General features: G+C 43.3%; 12 protein-coding genes and 3 pseudogenes. 6 read left to right on the top strand and 9 right to left on the bottom strand.

Annotated elements, in window-relative coordinates:
* Positions 1-75: 75 nt before the first annotated feature.
* From GT348_RS07850 to uvrA, 3 genes and pseudogenes are all read right to left on the bottom strand, one after another.
* Positions 76-570, bottom strand: a complete 495-nt coding sequence (locus tag GT348_RS07850; RefSeq protein WP_160619226.1) for a permease — start codon at positions 568-570, stop codon at positions 76-78.
* Positions 571-903, bottom strand: coding sequence for a DMT family transporter (locus GT348_RS07845; RefSeq protein WP_236646472.1), 333 nt, complete (start codon positions 901-903; stop codon positions 571-573).
* Between the two features lie 21 nt (positions 904-924).
* A pseudogene (gene uvrA, locus GT348_RS07840) lies at positions 925-3,926 on the bottom strand (excinuclease ABC subunit UvrA).
* Positions 3,927-4,098: 172 nt separating this feature from the next.
* On the opposite strand from uvrA, the gene ssb reads away from it, so the two are divergent.
* Together ssb and GT348_RS07830 are read left to right on the top strand one after the other, a co-directional pair.
* Positions 4,099-4,632 carry a single-stranded DNA-binding protein gene (ssb, locus tag GT348_RS07835; RefSeq protein WP_160619225.1) on the top strand — a complete coding sequence of 178 codons (534 nt, stop codon included), beginning with the start codon at positions 4,099-4,101 and terminating at the stop codon, positions 4,630-4,632.
* A 6-nt stretch (positions 4,633-4,638) separates the two neighbouring features.
* Positions 4,639-5,307 carry a transglycosylase SLT domain-containing protein gene (locus GT348_RS07830; protein WP_160619224.1) on the top strand — a complete coding sequence of 223 codons (669 nt, stop codon included), beginning with the start codon at positions 4,639-4,641 and terminating at the stop codon, positions 5,305-5,307.
* Positions 5,308-5,372: 65 nt separating this feature from the next.
* Here the strand turns inward: GT348_RS07830 and GT348_RS07825 are convergent, their stop codons facing one another.
* Positions 5,373-6,077, bottom strand: a complete 705-nt coding sequence (locus tag GT348_RS07825; protein ID WP_160619223.1) for a pirin family protein — start codon at positions 6,075-6,077, stop codon at positions 5,373-5,375.
* A gap of 1,153 nt (positions 6,078-7,230) precedes the next feature.
* Complete coding sequence (locus tag GT348_RS07820; protein ID WP_369692631.1) at positions 7,231-7,893, bottom strand: DUF421 domain-containing protein; 663 nt, start codon at positions 7,891-7,893, stop codon at positions 7,231-7,233.
* A 378-nt stretch (positions 7,894-8,271) separates the two neighbouring features.
* Here GT348_RS07820 and GT348_RS07815 point away from each other — a divergent pair, with 378 nt between their 5' ends.
* The 3 genes from GT348_RS07815 (at position 8,272) to GT348_RS07805 (ending at position 12,437) form a co-directional block, all read left to right on the top strand.
* Entirely contained in the window at positions 8,272-9,729 is a 1,458-nt protein-coding gene (locus GT348_RS07815; RefSeq protein WP_160619222.1) for a mannitol dehydrogenase family protein, read from the top strand.
* Positions 9,730-10,160: 431 nt separating this feature from the next.
* Positions 10,161-11,564, top strand: a complete 1,404-nt coding sequence (locus GT348_RS07810) for a sugar porter family MFS transporter (RefSeq protein WP_236646470.1) — start codon at positions 10,161-10,163, stop codon at positions 11,562-11,564.
* 162 nt (positions 11,565-11,726) lie between these two features.
* Positions 11,727-12,437: a polyprenol monophosphomannose synthase gene (locus GT348_RS07805; protein WP_236646469.1), complete on the top strand. Its 711-nt coding sequence runs from the start codon at positions 11,727-11,729 to the stop codon at positions 12,435-12,437.
* Here GT348_RS07805 and GT348_RS07800 read toward each other — a convergent pair.
* From GT348_RS07800 to GT348_RS07790, 3 genes and pseudogenes are all read right to left on the bottom strand, one after another.
* Positions 12,412-12,594, bottom strand: a complete 183-nt coding sequence (locus GT348_RS07800; protein WP_160619221.1) for a hypothetical protein — start codon at positions 12,592-12,594, stop codon at positions 12,412-12,414. The two genes, GT348_RS07805 and GT348_RS07800, sit on opposite strands and share 26 nt — an antisense overlap.
* A 700-nt stretch (positions 12,595-13,294) precedes the next feature.
* Positions 13,295-13,502, bottom strand: a pseudogene (locus GT348_RS09445) (DDE-type integrase/transposase/recombinase); the annotation flags it as partial.
* A gap of 98 nt (positions 13,503-13,600) precedes the next feature.
* Positions 13,601-14,062 carry a hypothetical protein gene (locus GT348_RS07790; protein WP_160619220.1) on the bottom strand — a complete coding sequence of 154 codons (462 nt, stop codon included), beginning with the start codon at positions 14,060-14,062 and terminating at the stop codon, positions 13,601-13,603.
* A gap of 140 nt (positions 14,063-14,202) precedes the next feature.
* On the opposite strand from GT348_RS07790, the gene bla reads away from it, so the two are divergent.
* Entirely contained in the window at positions 14,203-15,087 is an 885-nt protein-coding gene (bla, locus tag GT348_RS07785) for a class A beta-lactamase (RefSeq protein ID WP_160619219.1), read from the top strand.
* 201 nt (positions 15,088-15,288) lie between these two features.
* Here the strand turns inward: bla and GT348_RS09440 are convergent.
* Positions 15,289-15,770 (bottom strand): annotated as a pseudogene (locus tag GT348_RS09440) (DDE-type integrase/transposase/recombinase); the annotation flags it as partial.
* Between the last annotated feature and the right edge of the window lie 2,087 nt (positions 15,771-17,857).

Here is a 17,857-nt window from a genome sequence, read left to right as displayed (position 1 = left end):
AGAGATTCGCCCTGAAAAACAATCTAAAAAAGCCCATCACTTTTTTGAAAAAAGCTTATGAGCGCGGGATATTTTTCAGAGAGCTAATGGTGGGGCGCGGGAAGGAGGAAGGCGCCATTCTGTAAAGGGAGGCGCCCGGGGTTGGGAAGGCCGCTCCCACGACAAACGTGCTAACTGGCCCGTACCAATTGCAATCTGAAAAAAACAAATCGCAAAGGTAATATGACCAAGAAGCGAACAGAGCGAACAGCTATCATCTCCATGGTGATGGTGGTGCCATCCTGCTGAGGAAAATGGTCCCGCCTCTTTCATTATATGATGAGACGAACTCCCATGAGCCATATCCCTATGGTCTCCCATCATATGATGCATGAAAGGAGCAGAAGGGGCGATATCAACGCCTAAAAGACGTTCGATAGCGCTACGAGGTGTTTCTTCCGGGAGAGAAAAACCTTGTAAAAGTGTTTGGCTAAAAAAGGCAACGAAAAGGAGAATAAGGAGACACCAGGGTGTTTTCCCCGGTGTAGGGCGTTCTATTAATCCTTCACAGAATGTTCGAACGTTGCTCATTTAATGGCGCACAGCCCCCGCCATACTGGCAAGAACCGTGCCTATAATGATGAGAGCTATCCCCAAATAAGCCGTAAAAGAGAGGTTTTGGCGAAAAACAATTAGTCCAATTGCTACAATACAAACTATACCAAAACCGCACCATACGGCGTAAGCAATCCCTAAAGGAATATCACGCAAAGCACGCGATAAGCAGAAAAATGCTGTTCCGTATAAAATGAGAGAACCGCTTGTTGGGAGAAGACGCCTAAAACCCTCACTCATATTGAGTAATGTCGTAGCCCCTACTTCAAGCAAAATAGCTGCAAATAAGTAAAGCCAGGCTGTCATCATCCCTTAATGTCTCTTGGTTATCTAGTTGTTATTTTTTTTAGAATTCTGCTTTTTCTTTACAGAAAGTGAAGATGTTTTGGCAAGTTTTGTTTTACCTTTCTTCTTTGTCTCTTGAGAGGCTGTTGTATTTTTGTCCCCCCATTCTGCTGGTGGAATAGGCCTAGCTTTTGAAGATGATTTTTGATGTGAAAGTGGTTTTTTCTTGAGCATGGGGGCTAGAAAGCGCCCTGTATAGCTTTTCTCACAGGTGACAACATCTTCAGGTGTGCCTTCACAGACAATTTGTCCACCGCCTGATCCGCCTTCCGGACCAATATCAATGATCCAGTCAGCTGTTTTGATAAGATCGAGATTGTGCTCAATGACCAGTACTGTGTTGCCCTGCTCTACCAAGGCATGAAGCACTTCTAATAATTTGCGTACATCTTCTGTATGCAAACCAGTTGTCGGTTCATCAAGAATATAAAGCGTGCGTCCCGTGGCACGGCGACCTAGCTCTTTGGCAAGTTTAACGCGCTGGGCTTCGCCGCCAGAAAGGGTTGTCGCTTGCTGACCCAGTGCAACATAACCTAATCCCACGCGCTGTAAAATGGCCAGTCGTTCAGCAATTTTGGGTACAGCCTGAAAAAAGGGCACCGCTTCATCAATGGTCATTGCAAGTACGTCAGCAATGGATTTTCCACGGAATTTTACTTCCAATGTTTCACGATTATAACGGGCACCCTTACAGGTATCACAGGTTACAAACACATCAGGTAAGAAATGCATTTCAATTTTTAAAACACCATCTCCCTGACAAGCCTCGCACCTTCCCCCTTTGACGTTAAAGGAAAAGCGGCCAGGCTTATAACCGCGTGCCTTGGATTCTGGTAATTCAGAAAACCAATCCCGAATTGGCGTGAATAAATCTGTGTAGGTGGCAGGGTTAGACCGTGGGGTGCGACCGATAGGAGATTGATCAATTTCAATGATCTTATCAATCTGCTCGGCCCCTTCTATGCGGCTATAAGGGAGGGGCACCACCCCAGACTTCATGACCTGGCGGGCCATGGCTTTGTAGAATGTATCAATGACTAAAGTGGATTTACCACTACCTGATACACCCGTTATGGCAATAAATGTTCCGAGAGGGAAACGAGCTGTAACATCTTTTAAATTATGCCCCTTCGCGCCATGTAGCGTGATCCAACGTTCAGAGTCTCGCCTTTCAGAAGGCACATCTATTCCTTTTTTGCCGGAAAGCCATGCTCCTGTAATGCTTTTGGGGTTTTGGGCAACCTCTTCAGGCGTTCCATAAGCAATGACATGGCCGCCCAGAGTTCCTGCACCAGGTCCCATATCGACAAGATAGTCTGCCTGTCTGATTGCATCTTCATCATGCTCGACGACTAAAACCGTATTTCCCAAATTACGGAGCCGTTCTAACATAGCCAAAAGCCGGGCATTATCGCGTTGATGCAGCCCGATGGAAGGCTCATCAAGCACATAAAGCACACCGGTCAGGCCCGAACCAATTTGAGATGCCAGGCGGATGCGTTGACTTTCACCACCTGATAATGTTGCAGAACCTCGTGACAGAGTCAGATATTCCAGTCCAACCCGGTCCAGAAAATGTAGCCTTTCGGTAATTTCACGTAAAATACGGCGCGCTATTTCTGCTCTTTGGGGGTAAGACTATCTTCAACATGGCTGAACCATGACAGAGCCTCATGAATTGTCATATCAGAGGCCTGGGCAATATCCAGCTCATTGACCTTAACGCATAAAGCCTCAGGCCGTAAGCGTGCTCCCTTACAGGCTGGGCAGGGCATGTCAGACTGATAACGACCTAAAGCTTCACGCACATAAACACTGCTCGCCTGTGCCAGACGGCGTTGCATATGGGCGATAAGCCCTTCAAACGGGCGTTGAATAGTATGAACCTGGCCGTTTGTGTCCTGATAAGGGATGGTGACAATGTCAGTACTGCCATTCATGAGAAAATCGCGCGTTTGGGGGCGCAATTTTTCCCATTTTGTATCCATCGTTTCATTCATGTGGCGTGCAAGCGCTGCTAGCGTTTGCTCAAAAAGAGGGTCCTTTTCTTCTCTCCAAGGGGCAATGGCGCCTTCTCTTAAAGTCAGAGACTCATCAGGGATAATAAGATTAGGGTCAAAATGTGTTTCTGTCCCCAGACCATCGCAATGAGGGCAGGCTCCCATCGGAGCGTTAAAAGAGAATAAACGAGGCTCTATTGATTCGAGAGTAAACCCCGAGACGGGGCAGGAAAATCGTGAAGAAAAAGAAATTGTAATGGGCGTACGCGTTTCGTTATTGCGTAAAACTTCCTCTATTGAGGCAATGCCGTCAGAAAGTTCTAGAGCCGTTTCAAAACTATCGGCGAGACGTGTCTCAATCCCTTCTTTCAGTACAATACGGTCTATAACGACATCAACATTATGTCGTGTTTTGCGGTTGAGTTTTGGAACCTCAGAAAGCTCATAAAGAGCGCCATCAATCCGCACGCGTGAAAAGCCTTTGCGTGCCAATTCGGCCAGTTCTTTAGCGCAATCGCCCTTGCGGTCACGCACAATGGGAGCGAGCAACATCAGGCGCGTGCCTTCAGGAAGTTCAAGCACCCGATCAACCATCTGGCTTACACTTTGTGATTCAATAGGTAAGCCGGTCGCGGGGGAGTAAGGGATTCCAACACGCGCCCATAAAAGGCGCATATAATCATGAATCTCGGTAATTGTACCAACAGTAGAGCGCGGGTTTTTTGAGGTCGTTTTCTGTTCAATAGAAATCGCAGGAGACAGCCCTTCTATCGAATCAACGTCTGGCTTACCCATAAGTTCGAGGAATTGACGCGCATAGGCTGAGAGTGACTCAACATAGCGCCTTTGTCCCTCAGCATAAATGGTATCAAAAGCGAGTGAGGATTTTCCCGAACCTGATAATCCTGTGATGACAGTAAGAGTATCACGAGGGATTTGCACATCAATATTTTTCAAATTATGAGTGCGGGCACCACGTACGGTAATTTTACCTTGTGTTAATTTTTCCGTAGAGTGGGAGGCAGGAGCTAGGTGGGCTTTTGTCGTCACCGAAATAATATCCCCTCATTGAGCATAACGGGTGTAGATCATACACTTGGAGAGCGCTAGATTAATCTATAATGTAATAACTCTTGATGAATTTGAAAGCAGGGGCAAAATGGCGGGCAGTGTTAATAAGGTCATTTTAGTTGGTAATCTTGGGCGTGACCCCGAGATACGCAATACCCAAACCGGGAATAAAATTGTTAATCTGACTATTGCAACCAGCAATAGCTGGAATGACAGAAATACAGGTGAGCGCCAGGAGCGCACAGAATGGCACCGCGTTGTCATTTTTAATGAGCGCCTGGCTGATGTTGCTGAACGGTTTTTACGCAAAGGCCGTAAGGTTTATATTGAAGGTGAATTACGCACCCGCAAATGGACCGATCAGCAGGGCATGGAACGATATACCACAGAAGTGACTCTTGACCGTTTCCGTGGTGAATTAGTGCTGCTTGATAGCCAACGTTCAGGTGGTGATGATTTTGGTGGTTCGGGCTTTAATGAAAATCCATCTTCCTCATTTGGTAGCCGTAATTCTGGCAGTGCTCAGCAAAATTCATTTCCTGCACGTCAGTCTTCTTCCTCTGGGTGGGATGCGCCGTCAGGTGGCAATGAGTCCGATTTAGATGATGAGATTCCTTTCTAACGCTTCATGTTTTATCGGCTTTTTTGTCACCTCAAAAAATTAGCTGCTGATAGAGTTCTCTTAGGGCAGGTTGGGGGATTATTGTTGTTATTGGGCTCGTTAACGGCCTGTGCAACGTCTCCACCCGCTCACCCTGGGAATTTATGTGATATTTATCGCGAAAAGCGTGGCTGGTATCATGCTGCCATGAGGCAAGAGCGGAAATGGAATATTCCCTCATCTGTACCGATGGCAATGATGTATCAGGAATCAGGCTTTCGGAGTAATGTGCATACAAGACGGCGCTATATTTTATGGGTCATCCCCTGGGGATATATCACTACTGCCTATGGATATCCTCAAGCCAAGGATGAAGTCTGGAGCGATTATGAGAAAAAGACAGGTCGCTCTGGCAGGCGCGATAATTATGCCGATGCTCTGGATTTCATGAATTGGTACATTACCAATACGAAAAAAATAAATGGCGTTCCGGTCAGGAATGCCACAAATCAGTATCTTGCCTATCATGAAGGATGGGGCGGTTATAAGCGCCGGAGTTATGCCTCTAAAGGATGGCTGGTTAAGGTTGCTCGCAAAGTGGGTTCGCGAGCTTCAACTTATCAGCGGCAATTTAATGGCTGCAAGCAAAGCCTGAAGGGTGGATTTTGGGAGAATTTGTTGAATTTCCTATTTTAAAACACCCAAAAAACACCCTGGAAGAATAAAAGACGTTTTTTCCTCAAAAGCGCTTAGGAATAAGTTTAATCGAGTGTTTCGACTAAAACCAATTCTGCATCCTCTTCGGCAGTAATAACGAGAGATGTTTCATCTTTAATAGCAATACCATCACGGGCATTGGCAGAAACGCCATTAATCGTAATTTTGCCTGTTGAAGGGACTAAATAAGCAAAGCATCCGTTAAGAAGACTATGCTCAATTTTTTGTCCTTTGCTTAAAGTTGCTCCTGAGACCCTGCCTGACGTATTGATATTCAGGGCTTCGGGGTGATCTTCTTCAAAGCCGGAAGCGAGGGGCACAAAGCGGCCCTGGCGATCATTTTTAGGGAAAGGCCGATTTCCCCATGAAGGTTTATGTCCGTTGCGGTCAGGCGTAATCCAAATTTGGAAAATTAAACCTTCTTCATTATCAGGGTTATATTCACTATGTACGATACCTGTACCGGCTGACATAACCTGCACATCACCGGCGTCTGTTTTGCCTTCGTTCCCTAGGCTGTCACGGTGAAAAATCGCACCTTTGCGCACATAAGTAATGATCTCCATATTGCTATGGGGATGAGAAGGAAAACCGGCCTGAGCAGCAATTTGGTCATCATTCCATACGCGCAACCGGCCCCAATTCATGCGATTGCGATCAAAATAATCAGCAAATGAGAAATGATGAGTAGCGTTGAGCCAGCCATGGTTGGCGTGACCTAATTTAGCGAAAGGACGAATCTCAATCATTTTAATTCCAACCAAAACAGTAATGAAAAATAGTCTAGTAATCTCTCCTTAAGGTGGCCCTAAGCTAGTGAATATACTAGGTATGAACACAAAATTCGTTTGTTTAGAAATTTCACAATGACATGATTGCCAGATTTTGCAGAGGCAGCATAAAAGACTGTCTTATTCTGCCTAACCGCCACAATGGTTGTTTTCTATCTTAAAAAGAATTTGGCATTATTTATTATAGCGTACGTTATGGCAAGCTGGTTTTTGCGTATGCAAAACAATAAAAGCCCAAGCCTGTTTGCTGGATTTATGGAAAAAGACAAACTGCAAAAAGCTGCACTTACAGGAGAAAAGATCTTTTGCGCAGCATGATTAAAATAGTTTTTCCCGCTAGTTACCAGGTGAGTTATCTCGCACCAATTTTGACTAAATATATTAAAAATATTTTTCCATGCCACTTAAGTCAGATTATGAAAGTCATAGAGCCGACAGACCAGAAGGGCACCCTGACCTGGTTATTAAAATAGCCATTTCTGTCTGACTAGTTTGTGAAAGTCAGGTAAGTAGGCAAGCACTACACTATAATTTTCAACAATTTGTTGTGAATAAACAAATAAAAAAGAGAAAAAGACTTTACTTGGTCTGATTTTTCTAAAATTCAGCCTCACAGCCTCACAGCCTCACAGCCTCACAGCCTCACAGCCTCACAGCCTCACAGCCTCACAGCCTCACAGCCTCACAGCCTCACAGCCTCACAGCCTCACAGCCTCACAGCCTCACAGCCTCACAGCCTCACAGCCTCACAGCCTCACAGCCTCACAGCCTCACAGCCTCACAGCCTCACAGCCTCACATAAGCAAAAAACAAAATAAGTATCCGCAATGCATAATTATTTAGCACTAATATCAAAGCTCTTTTTTAGGTTAAATCTCAATGCTAACAGAATGCAGCTTTTTACCCTTGAGTAGCCAGCAAAAAACAAAATTCGTTTTGTTGTTTTAACAATAAGACCCACTTTAACTGCATAATTTTATTATGTTAGTTGTGGAGCACACAGCAATTATTGATATTTCAATTAAATAATTACTAGCACGTTTTAAAATCGCTTTTATGAGTTCGATTTTAACATCGGAACCTCATGAGTTATATATTGGAGGCTTATTTTCTAAACCTCTTCTAACCCGCTGGATAGGGAGGGTATGTGCTTGCCATTGCGGCAAACATAGCTAAAGCGGCCAAACTGAAGCTCTGCTATAAAAATATCTTCTACTTTCTCAATGCCTTGTTTTTTCATGTCATTGAGAAAGTCTTCTTTAGTCTTATGATAATTTTCGAGATCTGCCTCTCGAATATCGCCATTATAGCACACAATAGCAGCCGGTCGCTTTGTTTTTTCTGTAAAGGCTGTAACTTGTCCATTAGGTTCTATTTGGGCAAAATATACGTCGTTAAAAGACATAATGCCTTTTAAGTTAAGTTGAGATGCAACATTCAATATATCGATTTTATTGTTCTTGTCGTTAATATTATCCAGCAAAAACTTTTTATTTGAAATAATGGGGATAGGCCTTCCAATTGTTATATTACGAAAGCCACTAAACTTTCTATAAAGGAAGTTCAGGCCAAATAAAACAAGAACACCAATCAGAAGTGAATAAACATATTCCATAAAAGGAATACTGGCCGTGTAAATAACACCACCAATCATACCCCCTAAAATGAAATTGCCAATCAGATCGATCGAATTCATTTGAGAAAGCTGAGTCCGGCCTGATATGTTGAGATAGCCGATGATAAAAGCAAAACCTGTGATCAACTTAATTAACATCCAGAGATAGAACATCATGGTTATAATCCAAATGCTTTCTAAAAAGGCTTAATCTTTGAGCTTAGAGAAGGTAAAAATAAAATTCAAGCATTGAAACTCTAAGTTTTTCTTAATAAACTTTCTATTTCGGAAAATAAAAAAGTCTTTTATTATTACCGTGTGTTCAGGCTTTTTCTTTCTGGCTGAAGTTTTTTGCCAGAACGATTTTGAAGAGCTAAACAGGGCCCGTGTAAAGATTTAATCTTTATTGTTAAGTCTTTATTAAGAAAAGAATGACACTTTTTTTTAATAATGCATTCATAAATTATGAATTATTAAAAAAGAACGTGGCCCTATAACCGTCTTATAATGGCGGCATTCAGTTATGAAGAGGAGTTTATGCTTACAATCCCATTACTGAAATCACTTCCTAACACTGTTACAGTACCGTCTTATAATCTTAAAGACGTTAAAATATCTATTGTTCATTTCGGTGTCGGAAATTTTTTTCGGGCTCATTTAGCTTATTATATGGATAAAATCCTGGCCCTACCCGAATGTCAGGAATGGGGTATTATTGGTGTTGGCCTACGCAGAGGAAAAGGGCCTGAGAAAAAAGCTAAGGATTTTAAAGCACAGCAGGGTCTTTATAGCCTGACAGAAACAGCTCCTAATGGTGAGAGTAAAAGACGTATTATTGGCTCTTTAAGGGGTTATCTTTTAGCACCGCTAGAGCAGGAAAAGGTCCTTTCTTACTTATCATCAGCTCAAACAAAAATTATCTCGCTCACCATTACGGAAGGCGGTTATAATATTGATGAAAAAACAGGGGAGTTCATTCTTGATGACCCTGATGTCAAACATGATTTGGCAAATCCGACAAAACCCAAAACAGTATTTGGCTATGTTGTCGAAGGATTAAGACGCCGCAAAGAGGCAGGGTTAAAGGGCTTTACAATTTTATCATGCGATAATTTGCGTCAAAATGGCTCAGTGTCTCGCACCGCCTTTATTGGTTATGCAAAGGCTCTTGATCCTGATCTTGCTGCATGGATAGAGGAAAATGTTTCTTTCCCCAATGCTATGGTGGATCGTATCACACCAAGCATTTCAAAATCAGCCGCAGCAGTTCTGAATAAAAAAAGCGGTGTGCAGGATCTTGAACCCATCGTTGCTGAGGATTTTACGCAATGGGTGTTGGAAGATAAATTCATTGCAGGGCGTCCTCCACTAGAAAAAGTGGGTGCTGAATTCTCCGATGAAGTGGGTACTTATGAGCATGCCAAAATCCGCATTTTAAATGCGTCCCACATTGTCTTTGCCTCTATAGGTTGGCTCTTGGGTCTAAAACATATTGACGAAGTTCTTGCTATTTCTAAAGTGAGAGAATTTGTTGATAACGTTATCGAAAACGATGTCCTGCCTACTCTTAAGGGGCCAAAGGGTGTTGATCTTCAGGCTTATAAACAGCTCATTTTTGATCGTTTTTCCAACCCTGCTATGGCCGACCAGATTAGGCGTATTGCTGGAGATTTAACCTCCAAAACGCAGGTCTTCTGGACAGAAACAATGCGTCAGGCCCTTGAGGGGAAACGCGATCAGCACCGCCTTATTTTCATTATGGCGCTCTTTTTGGAGTTATTGCGCAATAATAATAAGGAGGGAGAGCCAATTTCCGAGCCTGCTTTGTCAAAAGAGCAGCTTGAGATAGCTCATTCAGATGATCTCAAAGCATCTATTGAGTTGCCAATTTTTGATGGCTGGCGAGACCTGATGACACCACAATTAAGCGAAGACATTGCAAAAGCACGCAAGCAGATTCGTGATAACAATATTTTAGAGGTTTTACCTCATTAATAAAGTTAGTCGGTAAAACTGGCTAATAAAAGCCTTTTAAAAAGACTCTCTTTACTAAAATTACGGCCCTGAGATTTAGCGTCTTAAGGGCCGTATCTTTTTGTTTTTCAAATCAAAAAAGCTTTTATTGATGAAAATTTTTAGATAGAAGCATTTCGATTTCAAAGAGGCAGAGTTTGCTTTTTATGGACCTCCTATTAGAGGGCCGCATAAAAGAAAATTGAGGGTAAAGCTCTTTCATTACATTTATTAACCAAATTCCATGACGGGAATCTGTTGTATAAAAACCACTCTGGTGTGTTCTTCTAGGATAGTTCCTTGCTGTGAGGCGTGTATTTTTGCAACAAACGCAATTGTGATGATTTAGTTTTAACTAAAATAAAGTAGGCTCTCTTCCGAGATAATAAGGTTCTTTTATAGGGAGCACCCTGATGGCGAAATCGTCTGATACGAGCACGTCTTCGACTATGAATACATCTGCTTTGACTATTGTCATTGCTCTTGTTGCAGCAACGGGCGGTCTGTTGTTTGGTTATGATACAGGCATCATCTCTGCTGCATTAATGCAGCTTATGGAAAACTTCCATCTTTCAACCTTTAATGCCGAGATCGTCACCTCCGCTATTATTGTTGGTGCTCTTGTGGGTGCTATTTCTGCTGGTCCTATTTCCGATGCAATAGGGCGGCGCCCATCAGTTTTAATTGCAGCTGTACTTTTCATTATCGGTACTGCCGCAATTATTTTTGCCAATAGCATGACATCGCTGGTTATATGCCGCCTGATTTTAGGTTTGGCTATTGGTGCAGCCACGCAAATCGTGCCTATTTATATTGCTGAAATCGCCCCACCAGAGCGGCGTGGAAGCCTGGTTGTGGCCTTCCAGTTGGCAGTTGGTGTTGGTCAGCTCGGGTCTTTCATATTAGGCTTTATGATCCGTAACCATTCATGGCGCCTTATGTTTGGTATTGGACTTGTGCCGGCTTTAGTTCTTTTTATCGGTATGTTGTGCTTGCCTAACAGCCCTCGCTGGATGGCCCTTAAAGGCAGAGTTATGGAAGCGCGCCAGGTATTGGTTCGTTTACGCTCGACCAAAAAAGAAGCTGAGGGTGAATTAAAAGAGATCCTCGCTTATGGCCAGGGTCATGAAGTTGACGGAAAAAAAGGTTACGCCGAGCTTTTTTCGCGGTGGGTTCGTCCTGCTCTGATCGTGGGCGTTGGTGTGGCCTTATTCTGCCAGATTACTGGTATTAACGCCGTTATTTACTATGCACCAACAATTTTTGCTGATGTTGGTTTTAGCCAAAGCTCTGCTCTTTTATCTGTCATTCCTGTAGGAATTGCGATGGTCGCTTCTATCGCCTTTGGTGGCTGGGCTGTAGATGCATGGGGTCGTCGTAAAACCATGCTTTATCTGCTCCCTGGTGCCATTATTGGCCTGCTTATAACAGGCACAATGTTCCACCTTGGGCTTGCTAATCATGGTATGGGTGCATGGGTTACTGTCTTTTCAGTCATGGCCTATACGTTCTTTAACGTTGGCAGCTTATCGGTAGGAATTTGGTTAATCGGGGCAGAGGTCTTTCCTCTTAGCTGCCGTAGCCAGGGTATGAGCCTTGTTTCTGCAACACATTGGAGCATTGACCTTTTAGTCTCTTTAACCACGCTGAGCATGGTTAAGTTACTCGGTGCAGGCGGCGTGTTCTGGCTCTTCGCAGCTATGAATTTCCTCGCTTTCTGCTTCGTCTTTTATTTTGTGCCAGAAACAAGAGGTGTTTCTCTCGAAGAAATCGAAAGACGCCTCCGTACGGGGACATTTTTGTCCTTTAAGAAATAACCACCCCAAAATCTTTCTGATTGGGTCTTATGTAAGATGAGAAAGGAAAAAGAGGGCTTTAAGCTCTCTTTTTCTTTATTCTTCCTTAAGATTGACAAAAAAAGAAAAGCTTTTTTAAAATCATATTTTATTATGACGGTGTAAAACCTTGTTAGGGAATAAATGATGGCTGTGACTGAGGTAAGTATCATTGTCCCGTGCCTCAATGAGGCCGATAATATTTTTCCTTTTGTCGAAGCTATCAAAAATATCTTTTGTGATGTGAAATGGGAAATTATCTTTGTTGATGATAATTCCTCTGACGGCACAATCCATAATATTCGCCAAATAAGCCAGGAAGACCCTCGAGTAAGAGGTATTTTGCGCTTAAACCGCAAAGGTCTTTCTTCTGCCGTGATTGAAGGGGCTTTAAGTGTCTCTTCTCCCTATATCGCCGTTATGGATGGCGATTTGCAACATGATGAAGCGTGCCTACCTTCAATGCTAAATTTGTTGCGTGCTCATAAAGCGGATTTAGTCGTGGCAAGCCGTTATATAGATGGCGGGGGAAATGAAGGCCTTTCTAGTGCATGGCGCCGGGGACTTTCTAAAACCGGTATAAAACTAGCCATAAAATTATCTCATGCCCCTATAACAGACCCTATGAGCGGGTTTTTTATGATCAAGCAGGAGATATTTGACGAAATAGTCCCTTCACTCTCAGGCAAAGGCTTTAAAATCCTTTTGGATTTGATCCTAAGCTCCAAAAATCCACTCTCTATCGCCGAAGTGCCAATGATCTTTCGGAAAAGAATATATGGCGAAAGTAAATTGGGCATACCAGTCTTGCTTTCTTTTGCAATGATGCTCACAAAAGCAGCGATAAAGCGATAAAGCGATAAAGCGATAAAGCGATAAAGCGATAAAGCGATAAAGCGATAAAGCGATAAAGCGATAAAGCGATAAAGCGATAAAGCCTTTTAAAGAGCCGCGTTACACTCTGGCTATAATTAAAAAAAAACCTTACCGGTAATAACATTCTATTTTTCAAGATTATATCAGCTCTATCCTTGCCTATTGAGAACCCTTTTATAGAACGAAATCGACCTTTTAAACCTTGGTTTGTTTTTGCAAGCTTGGGGGTTTTTTAAGATAAAATGGTCATTTAGTTTTGGTTTATTCTCGCACATCTGGGGAACTTTTTTTACATAACGAAATAGCTCCCTAACTGTGGCCTGGTCTCGCACGCTTGAGGGAATTTTTTAGGATGAAATAAACCTATAGCTTTGATTTGCCCTCACATGCTTGGGAGGTTTACCCCCGCGCGTGCAGGGAGCACACGCTAGAAACCGCCAAACAGGCCGTTAGACCAGGTTCATCCCCGTACGTGCTAGGAATATTTAAGAAGGTCACGTTCGGTCGCTGCTCCATGCCTTCACGTCATAAATGTTCCGTAACAGCCTCTCTGCATTAGGTGGGCTGTTCAGAAGATGCACGGTTTCCTGCCAAACGGAAAATTCCTTTTCCGACATCAGCACGACACAGCCTTTTCAGGTCTTGTGGGTTATGGTCATCGGTGCGCGGCTATCTACAGCCTCATACAAATAATGAGCCAGATTCTGGCGTAGATAGATATAAGAAACACATCTTATGATTGGCCTTCTATCTTGACCATAACGTACAGTTTTTTGCTTTTTACGGCACTGTTGCAAAGTTTCGGATGGAGCGCAAATTTATAGGGTATCTGGTTTTCAGGCCCTATAAACTCTGAATTGTCTTTCGATCAAACGAACTTCTCTTCTGATCCCGTTCTGAAACTGAAAAATCTTGGCCTGTGCCTTTTTCAGGGCGTGCATGATCTCAAGGCTTTTAATTGTCGCATAAACTTGTTTTCAAATTTTTGAAACCACGAACAGGTTTAATCAGATGTTTCATCTTGCCGTGATCAGCCTCAATGGCTCTTTTGCAAATTTTGAATTTTTTCTGAAAGTTACGTCTGGTTTTAGGCGGGGTATTGTTCATGAGAAATTTCAAAAGACGTCATTTCCGTGGTGATATCATTCTGTAGGCAGTGTGCTGGTATTGCCGTTAGGCGCTGGTGCATCAATCATAAGTTGTGCAGAAGGCCCTGCCTGTTCCACCAAAGCCGTAAAAATATCCTTCAAAGACACTGAGATGGCTCCAGCGATGTAAAGTGTCTTGTAGGGGCTATATTCCCTGAGTGCATCTTTCCACTGAGGGCCATTACGGATCACATAAAAATAACCACTTAAAACGCGGCGATCATTTATGCGTGGAATGTCATGGGCCAGAGGAAAATAAGGGCGTATCCGCTCCATCTTGCTTTCAGAGAGCAAAAACAACTCGCTCATGCGAGGCTTTCTTTTAAACTTAGCCTCCATGAAGCCTATTTCCCTTATAACTTCAGATTTTAATAAAGCCTGAGCCTGAGAAAGCTGAGATTTTCGATCTGGAATCTTGCGTAGAAGGGACTGAACAACCAGGCAGAAAACAGCCATCTGTCTTTTCGAAAAAAGAGCGCATCATGCCTGAATTAACGTGACAGCAACTCAACGCCAGATCATATAAGTAAGAAATTTTCCTTTTGGATATTGTCGGAAATAACAGCACCGCAAGTGTGATAAGGGATTAGCTGCATATGTCGCTCGATAGCCGTATCGTTCAAGTGTCGCGCCGTAGCTTCATGGCAGGCATTTCTCTGTTTCCTGTGTTTAGAAGGGCTATGGCTCACTCTCTTGAACCTGATTTTGCTGCTATCGAGCGTCGTAGTGGGGGTAAGATTGGTGTATCTGTTTTAGATACGGAAACTGGGAAAACGTTGCAATGGAGAGCGAATGATCGGTTTCCCTTTTGCTCAAGCGCCAAAGTGCCCTTAGTGGCTTACGTGTTATGGAAAGCCGATCGAGGTGAAATCAGTCTTGATCAAATTGTGCATTATACTGAAGCCGATCTTCTTCCTTATGCACCGGTTACGCGGGTTGCTGTAAGCAAGGGCTTCTTGTCAATCGCAGAACTATGTCAAGCCGCGGTCACCCTGAGCGATAATACGGCGGCTAATCTTCTATGGCGTGAAACCGGCGGTTATAAGGCTCTGAATGCTTGGATGCAGAGCGAGGGCGATCATGAGTTTAATCTTTCTGGGATCGAACCAGAACTGAACTGGGCGCAGTACGGTGATCGACATAACACAACCACGCCTGTGGCAATGGCCAAAACCTACGAGCGTTTTGTGCTAGGTGATACTTTGAAGTCAGCGTCCCGGGACAAGCTTACAAATTGGCTTTTATCTAACAAGACTGGCGAAAGGCGTATTCGTGCCGGTCTGCCTCATGCTTGGCGGGTGGGTGATAAAACAGGCACTTTCAATGAAAATTATTTCTCAACGGTTGATATTGGCGTGGTCTGGCCGATTGCGCGACGCCCAATGGTAATTGCGTGCTTTGTAGCTGGAACTCCGGATACTGACAGTGCAGAATATGCTATTGCCGAAGCAGCACAGGCTATTGCGTCTTGGATGTCGTAGCAAAGACTGATTGTGAGGTGACCCCAGTTTTTTACCTCGATTAAATCAACTTGTCCCAAATCTGAGACAATCAGCTGAGTGCGATTGTAGTGATGAGAAGACTTTCATGCCTTTACAGCAATATATTGCTGTAAAAATCTTGAAAGATGATCTTATAGGTTTTGTTGCAAAATTTTCGAAGGGGTGAGGATGTATAGGGTTTTAGCTACTATAAATTCCGAATTGTCCTTTGACCAAACGCACCCCTTTTCTGATCCCGTTCTGAAACTGGAAAAGTCTGGCCTGTCCCTTTTTTAGGGCGTGCATGACCTCAAGGCTTTTAATCGTCGCATAAACTGTTTTCAAACTTTTGAAACCACGAACAGGTTTAATCAGGTGTTTTAGCTTACCGTGATTAGCCTCAACTTATTCAAATACTTCACCTGACGGTGCTTCGCCGTGCCTGGCAGCTTTCCGTCTTTCCTGAGCTCTGCAACGGCAATGCCATATGCTGGAGCTTTATCCATATTGATGTTACAGGCTTTTCTCAATCCTTCAGGACGGTTACCGCCTTAGCCAAAACGTTTGGCAGCCCCGGCCTTAAGGGTCGGTGAGAGGTAAAAGCCAATCATATCGCCGTTTTTATCAACCGCCCGATACAGATACGCCCATACCCCTTTTACTTTGATATATGTTTGGTTCATCCCCGCACGCGCGGGGAACAGGCGTGCAGTGCCTGGCATGAGCTGCAAGAGGCCGGTTCATCCCCGCGCGTGCGGGGAACAGGAGCGTGCCTATAAGCTGTCTGATTCTAGCGGAGGTTCATCCCCGCGCGTGCGGGGAACAGTCACGCGCCCATTTATCGGCTGTGAAGGCGTCCAGGTTCATCCCCGCGCGTGCGGGGAACAGGCTTGTTGGAAGTTATTGTTATATAAAGGGAATTTACCTGTCAAGAAATCTACCAAATTTTGTGACTAAATTTTAGGCAGTTTTGATGCCGTTTGGTAGCGAGATTTTGTTGATTTGTCCGAGGGGAATTTACCAGAATAAGGCATATAAGGTGTAACGAGGTCGGTGAGAGCAGGGGGGGGTATAGCCAGTTTTGGATATATCTCTGGGGCTTATCTTCATTTCTGTGTGTGCGAAAAACCTCATATAAAAAACTATAAGTTGAGAGCATCTGCGATTCTTCTTAGTGCAGGCGAGGAACGCTAACTTATGGTCTGTGACTATCGTCTTGCGTGCATGAATTGCGATTATAGACTGTAACTCGTGTCTTGGATGCATGAGATGCAACTAATGACTGTGACTATCGTCTTGCGTGCATGAACTGCGATTATAGCCTGTAATTCGTGTCTTGGACGCATGAGCTGCGACTAATGACTGTGACTATCGTCCTGCGTGCATGAATTGCGATTATAGACTGTAACTCGTGTCTTGGATGCATGAGCTGCGACTAATGTCTGTGACTATCGTCCTGCGTGTATGAATTGCGATTATAGACTGTAATTCGTGTCTTGGGTGCATGAGCTGCGACTAATGACTGTGACTATCGTCTTGCGTGTATGAATTGCGATTATGGTCTGTGACTATCGTCTTGGGTGCATGAACTGCGACTAATGACTGTGACTATCGTCTTGCGTGCATGAACTGCGATTATAGACTGTAACTCGTGTCTTGGATGCATGAGCTGCGACTAATGTCTGTGACTATCGTCCTGCGTGTATGAATTGCGATTATAGACTGTAACTCGTGTCTTGGGTGCATGAGCTGCGACTAATGACTGTGACTATCGTCTTGGGTGCATGAATTGCGATTATAGACTGTAATTCGTGTCTTGGACGCATGAGCTGCGACTAATGCTTGTGACTATCGTCCTGCGTGCATGAATTGCGATTATAGCCTGTAATTCGTGTCTTGCGTGCACGAACTGCGACTAATGCTTGTGACTATCGTCTTGCGTGTATGAATTGCGATTATAGACTGTAATTCGTGTCTTGGGTGCATGAGCTGCGACTAATGTCTGTGACTATCGTCCTGCGTGTATGAATTGCGATTATAGCCTGTAATTCGTGTCTTGCGTGCATGAGCTGCGACTAATGACTGTGACTATCGTCCTGCGTGCATGTGCTGTGATTATGGTTTGAGACTCGTGTCTTACGTGTATGAGATACAACTCTGGAGTGTAATTCATGTCTTGCTTTTATGAATTACAACCAGGGTTATGATTTTGCTCATGGCTCATGGCTTACGGGACGCGACTCATGGTTCGTTCTAAATTAGTGCCATTTTTTGTCACATCCGAAAAAACATGGGAGAATAGCTAATTTTTCTGGTAACAATTATTTTATTAAATTGCTGAAATAGCTTTATTTATTTTGCGTATATCCTTTTGATTTACTGATAATCACAGATTTACTTAAAATTTTGATATAAAGTGAGTTAATATAGAATTAGCTTAAGTTAGTTTGAACTTTTATAAATCAAACTTTATGAACATTTTTTTCGAAAAGCCTCATAATGAAAAACTATCTTCCATCTAATCACTGGCAATATAACAACCTATGGTTGTGTTCATTTTGTTAGGTTTGACTAGGGCTATAACAGAATTACGGCTCTAACCGGACCTAATTTTAAAAAAGATAGTTACAACCTGTAAGTGTATTGTCATTTTTTATAACTGTGTGATCATGCCTTATTCAGAGTATTAACAAAGTTTCAACACTAAGACATGACAGTTACAGAAAAATTTATCATCAATTAATAATTGAGACTTACTAGCCCTTGACTT

Origin of the sequence: Aristophania vespae (assembly GCF_009906835.1) — a bacterium.
Classification (GTDB): domain Bacteria; phylum Pseudomonadota; class Alphaproteobacteria; order Acetobacterales; family Acetobacteraceae; genus Aristophania; species Aristophania vespae.
The sequence above is the reverse complement of the archived record's forward strand: the minus strand, read 5'-3'. Positions and strand labels throughout refer to the sequence as shown.